Below are 15,777 nucleotides of genomic sequence, written 5' to 3' on the forward strand. Positions count from 1 at the left end.
AGGCCAGAAATCGAAATCTGGTTTTTTTTGAGCATGAACGCATATATAGTGGAATTACGAACATACCATTTTACTGATTGGAAATTGCGTGCTGAACAGCGTCTGCATAGAGGCAAATATCAAAGTAGACAACACGGGGACGAAGATAAGTCTTCCGGTGATCGTCACCCAAGATGGTTTGCTGAAAAGTTATTTGGATTATTTGATCGCTCATCGATACAAATCGCGGAGCTGGAAAGACAGGAGCGCTTTTGCGGTTCGACTCCTCATCGATTACACGAATCAGAATAAAGACTGCTTTGGAACTCCTCACCAACTGTTTCGAGAATTTTCAAACAGCCTCTACACCGGAACGATTGGCGAGGACGGTAGCGATCCGAGTTGGCTGCGGTGGAAACCACGCGACGATAAGGACGCGGCCTTTCTAATCAGCCTCATAACACAATACACAGACTGGCTCTCCGAGCAGTACGAAGAGAAAAAGCTTCAAATAAACCCAACGGTGAAACCTACTCGTTACGAGGAGTGGATGGGCCTCGCAGCCTTCTACCAGAAGAAACGGCGGGCTTTTCTTTCCCACCTTTGGGCCAACAAACCAGACCCTTCTTATTTCCGGAAGGTCATGCCCAGGAAGGTGTCGCGTTCTAACGGCAATGAGGGTAAGAAAAGCTTTCCTTCTGGACGGATTGACGACCTCTTGTGGAATGGCTTCACTCGATATGGCTTTGAAACGAGCGACGTAGTTCATGAGCGCCTGGACCTGAAGAATGTGCTCATTACCATGCTGATGCATTACGGCGGACTAAGGCTCAGCGAGTGCTTTCACCTTTGGGTAGAAGATGTCGTGCCGTGGGAGGACGGAACCGCACTGGTCAAAATTTTTCATCCCGATAAAGGGCGGCCCCGTCCAAACGGCCCCAGCAGGCGCGAAGAGTTGCTCAACAAGTATGGGATGCAACCGCGATTTGAATATTCGAAATCCCATACGCTGCATGCAGGTTGGAAAGCGCCCAAAGAGGACAATGAAAGTCGCCACTTTCTTCAGGTTTGGTGGTTTCCAAGGAGTGCTGGTGAAACCTTTAACGACCTTTGGCGGCTTTACCTGACCTACCAGCGATACCCCGATGACGGTAAACATCCGTTTGCATTCACGACGCAATCGGGCGCTCCGCACTCAATCAAAGGCTATAACCAATCGCTTAAAAGAGCCGTTGAAAGAATTGGTTTACCTTTTTCAAAAGAAGCGGGCACGACCGCACACGCCCACCGACACTCGTATGGGCAAGCTCTGGCTGATGCAAACGCTGATTCTCTGATCATTAAAAACGCCCTACACCATAAATCGATAGAAAGTCAGCAGGTCTACACCGAACTCACTGATAAGCAGATGCGGGCGCATTTGAGCAGATTGTCGCCCGAGCACGGCTTAATTTCTCCAATCAAGAAAGGACTCACTCATGACAACTAAGTACGCCACGCTCGCCGAAGCCTCAGAAGCCGCTCAGCGCTTGGGATTCAAAACGCAGCCGGAATACAAGAAGAGCTACCGAAACGATCCGAAGCTGCCAGCAAATCCCGACCAATTCTATGCCGGAGATTGGGGTGATTGGTATAGCTTCCTTGGCACTGAGCGCCCCATAGAAAAGTACGCGACGCTCGCCGAGGCGTCCGAAGCCGCTCAGCGATTGGGCTTCAAAATAAGAGATGAATACAACAAGGGCTACAAAAAAGACCCGAAGCTGCCAGCAGCTCCCGACAAACACTATGCCGAAGATTGGGGTGATTGGTATAGCTTCCTTGGCACTGAGCGCCCCATAGAAAAGTACGCGACGCTCGCCGAGGCGTCCGAAGCCGCTCAGCGCCTGGGGTTCAAAACACAGACGGAATACTTTGAGGACTACCAACAAGACCCGAAGCTGCCATCACAACCCGCAGTTTTCTATGCCGAAGATTGGGATGATTGGTATAGCTTCCTTGGCACTGAACGCCCCAGTGAGAAGTACGCCACTGTCGCCGAGGCGTCCGAAGCCGCTCAACGCTTGGGGCTAAAAACACAGGCGGAATACTATGAGGACTACCAAAAAGACCCGAAGCTGCCAGCTTCTCCCGATCAATTCTATGCCGAAGATTGGAGTAACTGGTACAGCTTCCTTGGCACTGAACGCCCCGACGGCAAGTACGCGACGCTCGCCGAGGCGTCCGAAGCCGCTCAGCGCCTGGGATTCAAATCAATTAGGGAATACCAGAAGGGCTACAAAAAAGACCCGAAGCTGACAGTATCTCCCAACGACTTCTATGCCGAAGATTGGGATGATTGGTACAGCTACCTTGGCATTGAGCGCCCCGTGAAGAGGTACGCCACTGTCGCGGAGGCGTCCGAAGCCGCTCAACGCTTGGGGTTTAAATCAGGGGTGGAATACTTCAGAGGCTACGAAAAAGACCCGAAGCTGGTATCGACCCCAAACCAATTTTATGCCGAAGATTGGATAAGTTGGCCTCACTTCCTGGGCAACGAAAATGCCATTAATCGAGAACTGACCAGCAAATACCCCGAGTTTTGGAAAGCCATTCAGTGTTATGTAGAGGCTGGTACAGGCCAATCCAACAAATACTCACATTTGAGAGCATTACTTAGATTTTACGTGGACAAGTTGGGCTTGGTTGACGATCCGGGAGCCATGCTGTCAAGGGATATCCCGTTTAATGAGCGAGCGTACGAAAACTTCATAAATGCCACCGCAGATACTGTAAAAAAATCACGGCATAACGCTTGTTCCGCTTTTTTCGAGTGGATTTTGGAGACTTATTGCTCTGACGAGGACGATAACGGTGAGTTGATAGTTCTGCCCGGCTACCGCAATCCTCTGAGAACCGTTTTCAAGGGTTTGCTAGACCAGTTACCCAGTTACAGGCGCAGTGAATCAGACAAGCCTCCATTGCCCATGGATGCCATTGTACGAGCAAAGCAGCATCTGATTCCGCTAGAGGCAACGTCGTTTCGCAATCTCTATCAATTGCATCCCTTCCTCGAAGACTGCTGGTTCGAGGTTGATCCACAGTTAATTGATGAGAACGACCCAAACTGCGTTTATCGAGTGGTCAAAAAAGACCGGAAGCGAGGTCGCAAGCGCTATTTTGAAGAGGTGTACGAGTTATGGTCGCCCGTAAAAATTGTCGCAAACTACACGTTGCTATCCATTCCGTTGCGGGGACAGCAAATCTGTTGGCTCGACAGCGGAGAGGGAGATGAATTCGTTCCGGTATGGCGTGATGGGAAGGTCCACTGGATCAAAAACTCAAGCCAGCTTGCGACCCGAAAGCGGAATCAGGGCTTTATTCAGAAAGGGGGCAATGACGGTGAGTTGAGCGCCTACATCACGACGAACAAAACCGGAAAGAAATTGGGCGGCTACGAAGTTCCTTTCATGCCGGAAGACCTAGCGTGTTGGATTATCCAGCTTCGGGAGTGGCAGTCCAAATACAATCCTATCGAAGAACTCACACCGTGGACGCAAATCAAGCTGCGGCAGAAGACCCACAAAGACATCCTCAAACGGCGTGGTAAACAAGCGTTCCTTTTTCGCGATCCGGCGTCAATTACCTGTAATGAGAAGGTGTCGCCTATATTTCCGACAACCACGTTTACACGAACTCTGCCTGCTCTGTTGTTCCATAGTCAGAGGCCAGGCGCGGACCTCGCTGAGAAAATCGAAAAAAAGAACAGCGTGGATTACAAGAGCCAGTTTACCCCTCATGCTCTCCGAGTCAGCCTTATCACTGCCTACATTGTCGACGGCAGAGCGTCCATAGCCGTGATTTCGAAGCTGGTTGGTCATTCATCGCTGGTGATGACGATTTACTACACAAGGGTAGGAGCCAGCAAAATGAAGATGGAAATGGCGGCGGCTGAAAAACGGGCGCTTGAGGAGAGCCACCATCGATACGAAGACCTCATCCTTCAGAAAAAAATCGAAGAGGCTCGCCCGGAATTAATCGCCACAGACAGAAGCATCATGGATCAGTGTCTGACACCTGATTGGCCCTCTGGAGCCTTCCAGTTCATGAGTATCGGAATCTGCCCCATGAGCGGCAACAAGTGTGACGAAGGTGGCATGGCGCTGGTTGAGCGGAAGGTTGAAGCACAGTACGCGCCGGTGCCCAGTGGCTACCTTGGGACTCGAAATTGTCCCCAGTGCCGCTTCTTCATTACCGGCCCGGCGTTTCTGGGCGGGTTGTCGGCTATTGCCAACGAAATCATTCTGGAAATCAATGTCACCCGCAATGAATACCACGAACTCGAAGAAAAAAGGCAGACGCTCGATGACGAGCGGTACGATGCCGAGTCTTCGGGACAGGTTTTTGGTAAAGAGCGAACGCTGAAAAAGATCACTTCGGCGTATGAGGAGAAGGCCAAAAAGCTCGACATGCTTCTCACGGATCTACAGCACCTATACCGCCTGATTTCTCAGTCTACCGAACTGCTGAACAATTCCGAGACAGACCAACACCAACTGATCGTCAGTGACAATTATGTGGAAATGGGGATGCACTTGGAGGAGCAAAGCAGCGAGTTCCGGTTGCTGGCTGAGGTCTGCGCCAACGCTGAAATCTACGAGAGCGCCAGTGCCTCCAGGGCACGCCCCCTGCTCAGTCAAATGCTCGACAAATTGGCGGACACCAATGGAATCGCTCCAGCGATATTTCGACTAACAGAGGATCAGCAGCTCAAAGCTGCCAATCAGGTTGTCCAACTTATTATGCAGGTGACGCAGAATAACTGGCACGTCGCTGACCAGTTGATAAATGGTCAAATCACCTTGGAAGATCTCGCCGAACCACTACAGCTGGGTGATTTGCGCCAAGAGATCGAGTCAGCCATGAACGGGTCTTTGAAATTCCCGCTAGGAATCGAGAGCTGCAATGAGTGAACCGAACGAAGTCTACGAGGCCATTCTGGGCCAGCTGAAAAATTCTCGTTCCAGGAAGTCCCTGGAAGCCCTTCACGCCGTTTGCAAGGAGCATCACGATTCAGGCGCGGTTGATTTCAGAATCTCAACGATTGCGAAGCTAGGAGCCAGTCGTGGCGCTCCTAGCGAACAGACCATCCGAAACAAAACCGGGGAACATTATAGAGCGGTCATTGAGGCCTGGCAGGCGCTTGGAGACCAGAAAAAGAAAGCGGCCAAAGCACGAACCACGACCGCGGGCGAGTACGATTGGGTTGATGAGGTAAGCAACAAAACTCACCGCTTCCTCATACTCGATCTGATTTCGAAGGTCCGTAAATTGAGGGCCGAAAATAAAAGGTTTGCATCGATCAAGAAATTGGAAATTGACTACCGAGCGGGTGCTAAAGAGGAATCTGAATCGAGGTTACCGAGCCTGTTGAGTCACGAGATTGATGCATTGAAAGACGCCATTTCGGAGGAGTCCCTGAAAGTGAAGGGCTGGACGAAAACGGAGCGCGGCGGCATCGAGGACCAAAACGGCAAGGTTGTCCTCAGAAACGGTTTTGTGAATGCCCTTGAAAAAGTGTTGAGTATCGAGAATGGCTAACGGACAAGAAAAAGCTCGGGAAAATCTTGTTGCCTTTCAGCGTTGGGCCGCTACGCAAACCGATAACGATTTCAAGCAGATCGTCTTTCGCGGCCAGTTAAACCGTGGCGAAGTTGCCAGCGCTATCGGTATCGGAAAGAGCGCCTTGCGCCAGAATCCGGCGATAAAATCGGCCTTGGATAATCTTGAAACGGTCCTCCGTGAAAGAGGCGTATTACCGCCACTGACTGAAACTGCACAGCAACAACGGTCTGCGCCAAAGCCCTACGATGCCAGCGTTAATAAGCGAGCCATGGAGTCTAAGCGGCTTTCGGTCCTGGAGCAGGAAAACATTGAGCTGAAGGCTCGCGTAGCCACCCTCGAAGCGAAGCTAAAGCGTTACGGTGAGCTGTCCGAAGTCCTCACCGAGTTCGGGGTAGCGCCCGATGCATGAAGACTATTTCCGCGTGACCAGCTGCCAACACACTGGCTCGAAGTACACGATCTTCACGGGCGTACCCCTCAAAGCAGACAGTTACAAAATCAACTCAGGCAAATACATTGTCAGCATCCGATGCGAAAACCAGTCACTGCCGATCCAGCCGTCCGTTGGCCAGCAATGGCGGGTGCGGGGTAAACGGGCCCTAGAGACTGTTCTGGCAGGCGATTATGAGCTTCAGCAGCACCTGTATGACGCCCCCGATGAAATGGAATGCACACTACCCGAGACGGGCGAAGCGTTGATCCGCTTCATTGCCTCAGAGCGGGAGTTCACCGGTATTGGTGAAGCCAAAGCACGGGCCCTCTGGGACGCCTTTGGCAGTGGCCTGCACTCGATACTGCGGTCAGACACAGCGGACCATAGAGAACGCCTCAAAGCGGTTCTGAGCGACTCATCAATCACTGCACTCTACAACGGTTACGGCAAGTACCGAAATCTCGCGCACGCCAACTGGCTCGCTTCTTTTGGAATTCCGCTGCGCGTCCAGCAGCGTATTCTCAAGTACCACGATGAGCGCACCGTCGACGTTCTCAAAAACAATCCATACGCACTCTTAGGCTTTGGGATGTCGTTCGGAGACATCGATGTTATTGCCGAGCAACTGGGCTTCGAGAAATCGGCTCCAGTAAGGCTCGCGGCGGCCCTGGAAAGCGCCATGCGCAAGCGGGTCGAAAAGGGACACACATACGCAACGCATCAGGTGTTAAGGCCCGAGGTCATAAAGCTTCTGGGCGAAAAAGACCTGGTTGCTGAGGTCTTTTCCAATGGCTATTTCAATGGCCAGTTCATTCTCAGGCCACAGACCGGCACCTATCACCCGACTGCACAGATAATAATGGAATCGGTGGTCGCCAAGCGGCTCAAAACACTGGCAACCATCACGGACGAAGATGAATCCGTTTTCAAAGCACTGACCGAAGCCGCCCGGGAGTTGCCTTACGATCTTACTGAGCATCAACTGGAGGCGGTTGAATCCAGTCTCACCAACGGTGTGTCCTGCATTACGGGCGGTGCCGGTACTGGAAAAACCACGGTGCTTCGGACCGTATTAAAGGCTTACGCCGCACTGGGCTATGAAATACACGCCGTGGCGTTGTCTGGGCGGGCTGCCATGCGACTGCACGAAAGCATCGGTTTTTTCACCATGACGATTGCTCGCATGTTGCGGGAGGAGCCGATCTCACCCTCTCTGGTTCAGCCCAAGCACCTCTTGGTTATCGACGAAAGCAGCATGATCGACCTGCCGACCATGTACCGGATCGTCACGCACCTTGATCCGTCGGTACGTATTATTCTGACGGGCGACCCAAACCAACTGCCGCCCATAGGCTGTGGCAAAGTCCTCTCAGACATAATCGAATCTGGCGCAATTGCCAATGTTGAGCTGAATATCGTGAAGCGTCAGGAAGGCTCAACGGGTATCCCTGAATACTCTGCCACCATCAACCGAGGCGATGTTCCTCCATCGTTATCATTTGGTGCAATCACGTTCCACGAGACGCCTCCGGAGCGTGTAGTCGATAAGTGCAAGACCCTGTATGCCGAATCCGCTCACAATACCCAGATTATCGGTGCAACGAAGGCCCTGGTTGGCGAGTTAAACCTGGAATGTCAACGGCTAATCAATCCAGGCGGCCAGAGGCTGGAGTTCAAGCTGCATGGGGATGATTTCTTTATTGATCTGAGGGTAGGCGACCCGATCCTATTCACTAGGAACAACTATACTGTCGGCATCCAGAACGGATCTCTTGGTGTCCTATCCTCAGCAGACCGCGCTTTTCAAGGCGACCAGGAGACATTTGGTGTCGTAACTCTGGATACCGGAGAGGAGATAGACATCACCGAGGATGTGTTCGACTGCATGGAACTTGGCTATGCGATCACGCTCCACAAGGCTCAGGGTAGCCAGTTCCCAAGAATTATCGTGGTAGTACAGAAGGGCCGCATTTCCGACCGAGCATGGCTTTACACCGCGATTACCCGCGCCGAGGCAGAAATCCATATTGTTGGGCAAGTTAGCGATTTCGAGGTAATAACAAAAGCGGAAAGCCATGCGAATCGGCGAGCGAGTTTTTTGAGAGAACTACTGACAGAGAGGAAAAGGGATTCGGGGGTTGTCTGACAGAGCACTACCCCCTCATCGCCGGTCGCGGCCAATGGGGCCTCAGGCTGTGCCGCATTTCCAGCTTAGCGGATCATCCCTGGTCCTTAAATACCTCTGGTGAATCGCCGCTTGCGGCGAGAAGGCAGAGCCCTGTTCCTGTTCATCAAATTGTGTTCATGAAAGCACTTGAAGCGATCCAAAACGTTTGTTTCTAAACAAGAGCGAACATTCGCCGCACCCCCAATTCCAGGCTTTACGCCCTGCGTATTCCAGACCAAGGTTGCCACTGATTCCAGACGAAGCCTGCCACCCATTCCACGCGAAAGCTGCCACTGATTCCACGGCAAAGCTGCCACCTTGGCAGGCTGCCTTATTTCCCCATCAAAACGTCCGGCGCGGGATAACTAACGGTACTCTGCTCCTTTTCATCCGGAGAGGGTCAGATGCCAGCGAAGAGGTTATCCATGCGTAAAATCAAAGAAGTCCTTCGCCTCAAGTGGGAGCGAGGGCTGAGTAACCGGCAGGTTGCCGCAGCCTGCGGCATCAGTCGCCCCACTGTGAGCGAGTATCTGCGGCGTGCTGCTGAGGCGGAGCTTGGCTGGCCGCTGCCAGAGGATCTGAGTGAAGCCCAGCTGGAGCAACGGCTGTTCCCGCCACCACCGGATCTACCGGCACAGGTCCGAGGCATTCCAGACTGGCAGCGGATCCACGATGAGCTCCGGGGCAAGAACGTCACCCTGTTCCTGCTCTGGCAGGAGTACCGGGAAGCCAATCCGGATGGCTACCAGTACAGCTGGTTCTGCGAGCACTACCGGGCCTGGCAGGGCAAGCTGGATCTGGTGATGCGTCAGGACCACCGAGCCGGTGAAAAGCTGTTCGTGGACTATGCTGGGCACACGGTGCCCGTCATTGACCGCACCACCGGTGAGATCCATGAGGCGCAAGTCTTTGTGGCGGTGATGGGTGCGTCCAATTACACCTACGCCGAGGCCACCTGGAGCCAGACCCTGCCGGACTGGATCGGCTCCCACATCCGAGCCTTCGAGTTCCTGGGCGGCGTGCCGGAACTGGTGGTTCCGGATTATGTGCCGGGACACATAATCCGGATTATGTTCCCAATCCCATTATGTTCCGTTCACTTTAGAAGACCTTGAAACCATAGGGAGGCCCCCTTGCACTGGGGCACATAACGATCACAGGGATTCCAGCCATTGCAGCAGCTCGGAATTGGATCGCCATACTGGCTTTCGGTGGGACTCCGCCGGAGAATCCCAAATAGGCTCACAGGTGCGCAGCGCGTCCACTTTCATTCGGAGGGTGATCTCGGCGTATCGGTTGGTGGTCTCCAAACTGACGTGTCCAAGCCAGGCGCGGATGACGTTGACCTCGACACCTGCTTCAAGCAAATGCACGGCCGTCGTGTGGCGTAAGACATGGGGTGAGATGTGCCGCACTGTGCCATCTGCGCTTTTCTTCACCACCTTGACGGTATGACGCCGCACGATCTTGTAGATACCAAATCTGGTCAGCGGCGCACTGTTGCGGGCTAGGAAGACAGCGTCATTGGAGTGGCGTCGTTGCCGATTTTGCTCCAGTAAGTCCTGCATCAGACCCGCTGTTCGCGTCCACAAAGGACAGGTACGCCATTTGTCACCTTTACCATGCAGCCGTACTCGGGGCTCAGAACCGAGTTCCAGGTGCGTTGCGCGCAGATCCGCTACCTCCTGTACGCGTGCTCCGGTGTTATAAAGGAAGCGAAGCAAGGCTTGGTCGCGCAGAGCCTGAGGGTGGTCGGTGGGCAAGGCAGCGAACAGAGCATTAATCTCGTCGCGTTCGAGATACAGAGTCTCGCCCGGTTGCCAGCGTTTGACGGGAATGGAAGCAATTTGCTGTGCTTCCCCGAGCACGCAGGGCTCACGGCCGGCAAGATACTCGAAGAAGGTATGCAGCGCCGCCAGGCGCTGGTTTCGGGTTCTAACCCCATTACCACGTTCCTGTTCAAGGTGTTGCAAAAAATGGCGCACTCGCTCGCCAGTGAGATCAGCCAGTTCCAAGCGGGTGATCCGGCAATGCTTATCCTTTGCAGCGAATTGCAAGAACAGGCGCAGGCTCTCCTTATAACTTCGGATACTGGCCGGGCGCAGCCCCCGTTGGCATTTAAGGTGATCTTCTACGAAGGCAAAGACGAGACGCCCCAATTGATCCGTCATGATAGCTCCTCCTCTCTGCGGGGATCGGCGAATCGCTCGAACCGTTGGCTCGCCTCCCGGAGCAGTGCTTCGGTGATGGTCAGATACCAGGCAGTCGATGCCGGGTCGGCATGGCCCATGAAGGTTGATAGATGAAAGAGCCGTTGATTGGGATCCACGCCGGTGCGATACCAGCGGAGCAGAGTTGCGACCGCGAAGGAATGGCGCAGGCAGTGCAGATGAGGTTGGCGTACGCCAGGTGGCACGTACGGATCCATCTTCAGTATCAAGTGGTGAAATGTCTGACTGACCGTCTCAATACGCATTGGCTTGCGCTCTGGGAAAAAGCTGAAAGAAAATACCGGATCATCCGGCTGCCATGACCCATACCGATCAACGCCAAACTGCAGATAGACAGCGATCTGTTGCGCCATGCGCGGGCCAAAGGGGACCAAACGCGTCTTGCCAAACTTGCTCTTGTCGATCACCAGAAGGCTGCGCTGGCAATCGACGTCGCGATACCGAAGATGCACAATCTCGCCGACACGCAGGCCCAAACCGTACATCAGCGAGAAGATTGTTCGGTAGACCATGCCACGACAGGGTGCCCGGGAATTGTCCGGAAGCTGTGACGCCAACGTCAGGATGTCTTCCACCTGAGCCGGTTCGAACAGGAAGGGTTTAAGCTGGGAAGTCACCGGCTGAGGGTGAGCACGAACCGGAGAATGCGCTAGCCGCTCCTGGGCCACCTGCCAGGCAAAAAAGCAGCGGAGCACCCCCAAGAGGTGGTTATAGCTGCGTGGGCGAGTGCGTGGCCGCGAAGCGAGAAAGGCCTCAATCAACGCCGGTTGCACTAACGCCGCATCACTCACCCGTTCCTCGACCAAAAAGCGATCGAATAATTGCAAGGCGAGCTCTTCAGTATCAAATTTTCGGCCCAGCGCGCGCTTGTAACTCAAGTAAGCCGAAAAATCCTTGCCTAGGAGTCTGCGCGGCAGAAGTATTTTGAGCAAGTGACCCCGCCGCGTCGAATCACAGTTCGGCCCGAGAACGTATCCACAATATCCAGCCGAATAGAGTCTCGATTCTCTCTATTCAGTCAGTCAAGACGGTTATCAGCGAATGCGTTATCGTAGTCCGATCACTCAGTACGCCCAAGGATCCCTCGGACCCTCTATTTCAGCCTCATCAGTGAACTCATCCGCCTGAGATTAAGCGACAGACAGACCAGATCCCATTCACCCTGCACGGCGTGAAGGCCCCGCAGACTGAACTGTCGGAAGCCCAGAACATGCTTGATCCAGCCGTTGACCGCCTCAACCAGATGCTTGCGCTGAGCGTAAACCGATCGCCCGGTTGCCGTGGCCAGCTTCCCGGCCATCCGGGCGCTGGCCGGATAACGGCTCGCGTCTATCTCTGAACTCTTCTTGCCCTCCCGACGCAGCGAGACATAGCCGTCGATGCTTTTGTCTTCCAGGGTCTGTAGATCTTCTTCTTTACGGTAACCCGCGTCAGCCAGACACTGATCCGGATAGGTTTCCAGAGTGTCTTTTGCCTGATCCAGCAGTGGTATCAGACAGCCATTGTCACTGGGATTATTGCCCAGGTGGTTGGCGACAATCAGCTGGAATTCACCATCCACGGCCAACTGGCCGTTGTAGCATTGCTGGAACCCGTCCGCCGTTTTCATAATCCGGCTTTGCGGATCGGTAAAATTGCTCTGATCCTTGTCATCCGGAACCCCGTAATCCCGCTTGAAGTTCGGGCCCCCGCGAGGTGAGCGCCGATCATCGTCCGGGGACCGACCCCGAGCCTTGTCCCGCTCTTTCTGGTCTGCTTCCAATTTCTCTTTGGCAGCACGAATCTTTTCCAGCCGCGCCTGCCGGTACTGAAGCTCTTCAGGCAGTTCATCACCCCGGTTATCCGGGCCGAACTGTCGGTCTTCCGACTGGTCTGTCTGACGTGCCTGACGACAAAGTGCATCGATCTCTTTCGATAAACGATCGCCTTCCTCGCCCATGCGGCCATAGCTCATGGCCTTATGCTTGCTGGCATTAGCCCGAACCTTGGTGCCATCAATCGCCAGTGTTCCCAGCGTGATCAGCTCCGCTTCCCGGGCAATCCGGACCACCTGAATAAACACGGCCTTGAAGGCAACCAAATGGTGTTTGCGGAAATCACAGATCGTGCGATGCCTGGGGAAGTTGCCTGCCGCCAGAACCCGGAAGGCCACGTCTTCTTCCAGCTTCCGGGCGATCTTGCGTGAAGAGAAAACGCCGGTGGCGTAGGCGTAGATCAAAATCTTCAGCATCATTCGTGGATCGAAGGGCGAGTTGCGTCGGCCGTTGCCCTCGTAGCGGGCATAAAACGCACTTAAATCCAACTCCTCGACGACATCACTGACAAAATAGGCCAGATGCCCCTCAGGCAGCCACTCGTTCAGGCTCGGGGGAAGAAGCAGTTCCTGGCCAGGCGAATACGGGCGGAAAGTGGTTCCCATCAGTCATCCTGTTGCTGAAGAATTTTGATCTATTGTGCCAGAATGTAGCTTCTGCCGCGCAGACTCCTAGTACGCTGTGGAAGGAGGCGGTCATGGCAGCACCTCCTCGTGGCCCAGCGCCACCATGCGCAGGGTTTCCACGTCCACCTTGGTATAGATGCGGGTGGAACTTGGCGACGCATGACCAACGTAATCGCCGATGACCTTGAAGTTGAACTCGGCATCGACCAATCGCTGTACGCAAGTGTGGCGCAAGGTGTGCGAACCTGGGCGACGGACATTAATACCCGCTTTGCGCAGGTAGTGCGTCGCGCGGCTGGACACAGTAACCGCCGTCACAGGTCGGACGGGCGCCAGAACCCGGAAAAACAGCCTTCGCTCCTCGACGTGTGGGCGTGCATTTTTTAAGTAGTCGAGAATAGCTTCGCCTACTACTGAAGAGAGAGGGTACGCAGTGGTGTGTCCCGCCTTGCGCTGCGGCACCAACAGGCGTTCTCTCTTCCAGTCAATATGCTCCAGTGTCAATCCGGCCACCTCATGGCCGCGCAGTCCATACGTGACGAGCAAAAGTAGAATGGCATAGTCGCGCTTGCCCAGAGCACTGCGCCGATCAACAACATCTAGCATGCGCCGGACGTCGTCCCAGGAGATCGAACGCGGGAGATCGGCCAGCTGATACCGACGCGGGGACTCTACGGTAGCGCCGAGATCGCGATTGATCAGCTGCTCGCGGTACAGGTAGCGCAGGAAGACTCGCAAGGAGCTGCACAGCCCCGTCATAGAATGCGGGCTCAATCGGCGACCGCTCTCCACCACAAACGCACTGAGTATGGCTGGAGTGAGCTCGGACAAATGCAGCAGGTTGATTCGCGCCAGGTAGGCTTCCAGGTTATGCAGATAATGGCCATAGTGCCGGAGAGACAGCTCGCGCAGGCCCCGTTCTTCACGCAGATAAACAAAGAACCCCGGTGCCTGAACCAGGAAGGGATCTTGGCTGGTCCGTCTCCGACCTGTTCCGCGGAAATCGGGCAACATCAGGGACAGCAATTGCTCGATCGGTGTACGAGCATCATTAGCCACCCATCGCTTTGCCTGGTATGCGTTCTTGGCGTGAACCTTTACCCAGTGCTTTACATAAGGCTCGACATGAGTCGGAAGCTCGCTCCACTGCGTGGCACCATGATCGCGAGCAAACTCGCCAAACTGCCTCAGGAGTGGGACTCGCCGCAAGATTACCCTGGGCCTGTATCCGTGCCCGGCTAACCACGCAACGTACTGCTCAATCGGTTCCGCGATCCAGGAAGCGCGGATCGCATCGATGGTACCGGGCTTAACGAAGTAATGTTCTAACATGACAATCTCCTTTCTGGATGTAGGAAAGGAAATCATGCGCCCAAACGGCATCTGTCGTTATGTGTCCTTTTACACGGGATCCTCCCTATGGATTCAAGGGCTTCCAGGGTGAACGGAACATAATGGGATTGGGAACATAATCCGGATAACCTCCGTTCCGGCGTCAGCAAGGCCCATCGCTACGAGCCGGACCTCAATCCGACCTATCAGGATATGGCTGGCCATTATGGCGTGGCCGTTGTCCCTACACGGGTTCGCAAGCCCCGTGACAAGGCCAAGGTGGAAGGTGGCGTATTGATCGTTGAGCGCTGGATCCTGGCGGCCCTGCGCCATCGTCAGCACTTCTCCCTGGGGCAGCTCAACGCCACCATCCGTGAGCTGTTGGAGAAGCTCAATAGCCGCCCCTTCCGCAAGTTGCCCGGGTGCCGGCTTGATCACTTCAAACAGCTGGACCAGCCGGTTCTACAACCGCTACCCGCCGAGCCGTATGTCTACGCCGAGTGGAAAAAAGCCCGGGTACACATCGACTACCACGTGGCCATCGATGGGCACTACTACTCGGTGCCCTACACCCTGATCAAGAAAGAGGTGGAGGTCCGGATCACCCACAACACCATCGAATGCTTCCACCGGGGCAACCGGATCGCCAGCCACCGGCGTTCGGATCAGAAGGGTCGGCATAGCACCATCGCCGCTCACATGCCGGAGTCCCATCGCCAAGCCGGCGAGTGGACCCCAGAGCGACTGACCGCCTGGGCAGCCAAGACTGGACCGGCAACTGAAAAGCTTATCCGTACCGCGCTGGGGGCAAGAAAGCATCCGCAACAGGCCTATCGGTCCTGTCTGGGCATTCTCCGGCTGGGCCAGAGCTACGGCGAGGCACGATTAGAACGTGCCTGCCAACGCGCCCTGATGCTGGGCAGCTGCCGATACAAGAGCATCGAATCCATCCTCAAGCATCGCCTGGATGAGCAGCCCCTGGAAGAGCAACAAGAACTGGCCTTACCCGACACACACGACAACATCCGTGGCCCCGCCTACTACAACCTGACATGCTGAAACATCCCACGCTGGATAAGCTCCACGCCCTCAAACTGACCGGCATGGCCGCCGCCCTGGCGGATCAATCGGCCACCCCCGACATTACCGACCTGAGCTTCGAGGAGCGCCTTGGCCTGCTGGTCGACCGGGAAATGACGGAACGGGACAACCGACGCATGAGCAGCCGCCTGCGCCGGGCCAAGCTGCGACACGCCGCCATCCTCGAAGACATTGATTACCGGAACTCACGGGGCCTGGATAAAGGGCTTGTCCAGAGTCTGGCCAGCTGCCAGTGGGTGAAGGAACACCTGAACGCGCTCATCACCGGCCCGACTGGCGTCGGGAAAACCTGGTTGGCCTGTGCTCTGGCACACAAGGCCTGCCGGGAGGGTTACACCGCCCAGTACGTCCGCCTGACCCGGCTGCTACGAGAGCTGACCATCGCCAAGGGCGATGGCCAATACTCAAAGCTCCTGACCAGCCTGGCCAAGGTCGACGTGCTGATCCTGGATTTATGTGTAGTCGTTCTTTATGTGGAGAAGACCGGGCAGTG

At 54.8% G+C, this 15,777-nt stretch carries 9 protein-coding genes and 3 pseudogenes; 8 read left to right on the top strand and 4 right to left on the bottom strand.

The genetic code is table 11. The features are described 5' to 3' along the window. Positions 1-88 precede the first annotated feature (88 nt). The 6 genes and pseudogenes from gmtY to istA (OZ656_RS02360) all read left to right on the top strand — a co-directional run. Positions 89-1,468, top strand: a complete 1,380-nt coding sequence (gene gmtY / locus OZ656_RS02335; RefSeq protein ID WP_379944911.1) for a gamma-mobile-trio recombinase GmtY — start codon at positions 89-91, stop codon at positions 1,466-1,468. Continuing rightward, entirely contained in the window at positions 1,458-4,928 is a 3,471-nt protein-coding gene (locus tag OZ656_RS02340; protein WP_278350089.1) for a VPA1269 family protein, read from the top strand. The genes gmtY and OZ656_RS02340 overlap by 11 nt, the downstream gene beginning before the upstream one ends. Further along, positions 4,921-5,556: a gamma-mobile-trio protein GmtX gene (gene gmtX, locus OZ656_RS02345; RefSeq protein WP_379944912.1), complete on the top strand. Its 636-nt coding sequence runs from the start codon at positions 4,921-4,923 to the stop codon at positions 5,554-5,556. Before OZ656_RS02340 ends, gmtX begins: the two co-directional genes overlap by 8 nt. Beyond that, positions 5,549-5,989: a VPA1267 family protein gene (locus tag OZ656_RS02350; protein ID WP_278350495.1), complete on the top strand. Its 441-nt coding sequence runs from the start codon at positions 5,549-5,551 to the stop codon at positions 5,987-5,989. Before gmtX ends, OZ656_RS02350 begins: the two co-directional genes overlap by 8 nt. Then, complete coding sequence (locus OZ656_RS02355; RefSeq protein ID WP_278350496.1) at positions 5,982-8,159, top strand: AAA family ATPase; 2,178 nt, start codon at positions 5,982-5,984, stop codon at positions 8,157-8,159. The genes OZ656_RS02350 and OZ656_RS02355 overlap by 8 nt, the downstream gene beginning before the upstream one ends. Before the next feature lie 425 nt (positions 8,160-8,584). Continuing rightward, positions 8,585-9,223, top strand: a pseudogene (gene istA / locus OZ656_RS02360) (IS21-like element ISSpu5 family transposase); the annotation flags it as partial. Positions 9,224-9,334: 111 nt separating this feature from the next. Here istA (OZ656_RS02360) and OZ656_RS02365 read toward each other — a convergent pair. The 4 genes from OZ656_RS02365 to OZ656_RS02380 form a co-directional block, all read right to left on the bottom strand. Beyond that, positions 9,335-10,351 (bottom strand): tyrosine-type recombinase/integrase, encoded by a 1,017-nt coding sequence (locus tag OZ656_RS02365; protein WP_058092803.1) that lies wholly within the window; start codon positions 10,349-10,351, stop codon positions 9,335-9,337. Then, positions 10,348-11,289, bottom strand: coding sequence for a tyrosine-type recombinase/integrase (locus OZ656_RS02370; RefSeq protein ID WP_379944913.1), 942 nt, complete (start codon positions 11,287-11,289; stop codon positions 10,348-10,350). The genes OZ656_RS02365 and OZ656_RS02370 overlap by 4 nt, the downstream gene beginning before the upstream one ends. A 215-nt stretch (positions 11,290-11,504) precedes the next feature. Beyond that, positions 11,505-12,830: an IS1182 family transposase gene (locus OZ656_RS02375; protein ID WP_075196030.1), complete on the bottom strand. Its 1,326-nt coding sequence runs from the start codon at positions 12,828-12,830 to the stop codon at positions 11,505-11,507. Positions 12,831-12,920: 90 nt separating this feature from the next. Continuing rightward, a complete protein-coding gene (locus OZ656_RS02380; RefSeq protein WP_278350164.1) occupies positions 12,921-14,183 on the bottom strand; it encodes a tyrosine-type recombinase/integrase in 1,263 nt (420 codons plus the stop codon). A gap of 141 nt (positions 14,184-14,324) precedes the next feature. Between OZ656_RS02380 and istA (OZ656_RS02385) the strand changes: the two are divergent. Continuing rightward, positions 14,325-15,242: pseudogene (gene istA, locus OZ656_RS02385) on the top strand (IS21-like element ISSpu5 family transposase); the annotation flags it as partial. Further along, a pseudogene (istB, locus tag OZ656_RS02390) lies at positions 15,236-15,736 on the top strand (IS21-like element ISSpu5 family helper ATPase IstB); the annotation flags it as partial. The pseudogenes istA (OZ656_RS02385) and istB, both read left to right, overlap by 7 nt. Positions 15,737-15,777 lie beyond the last annotated feature (41 nt).

Origin of the sequence: Marinobacter sp. LM1 (assembly GCF_042763285.1) — a bacterium.
Lineage (GTDB): Bacteria > Pseudomonadota > Gammaproteobacteria > Pseudomonadales > Oleiphilaceae > Marinobacter > Marinobacter nauticus.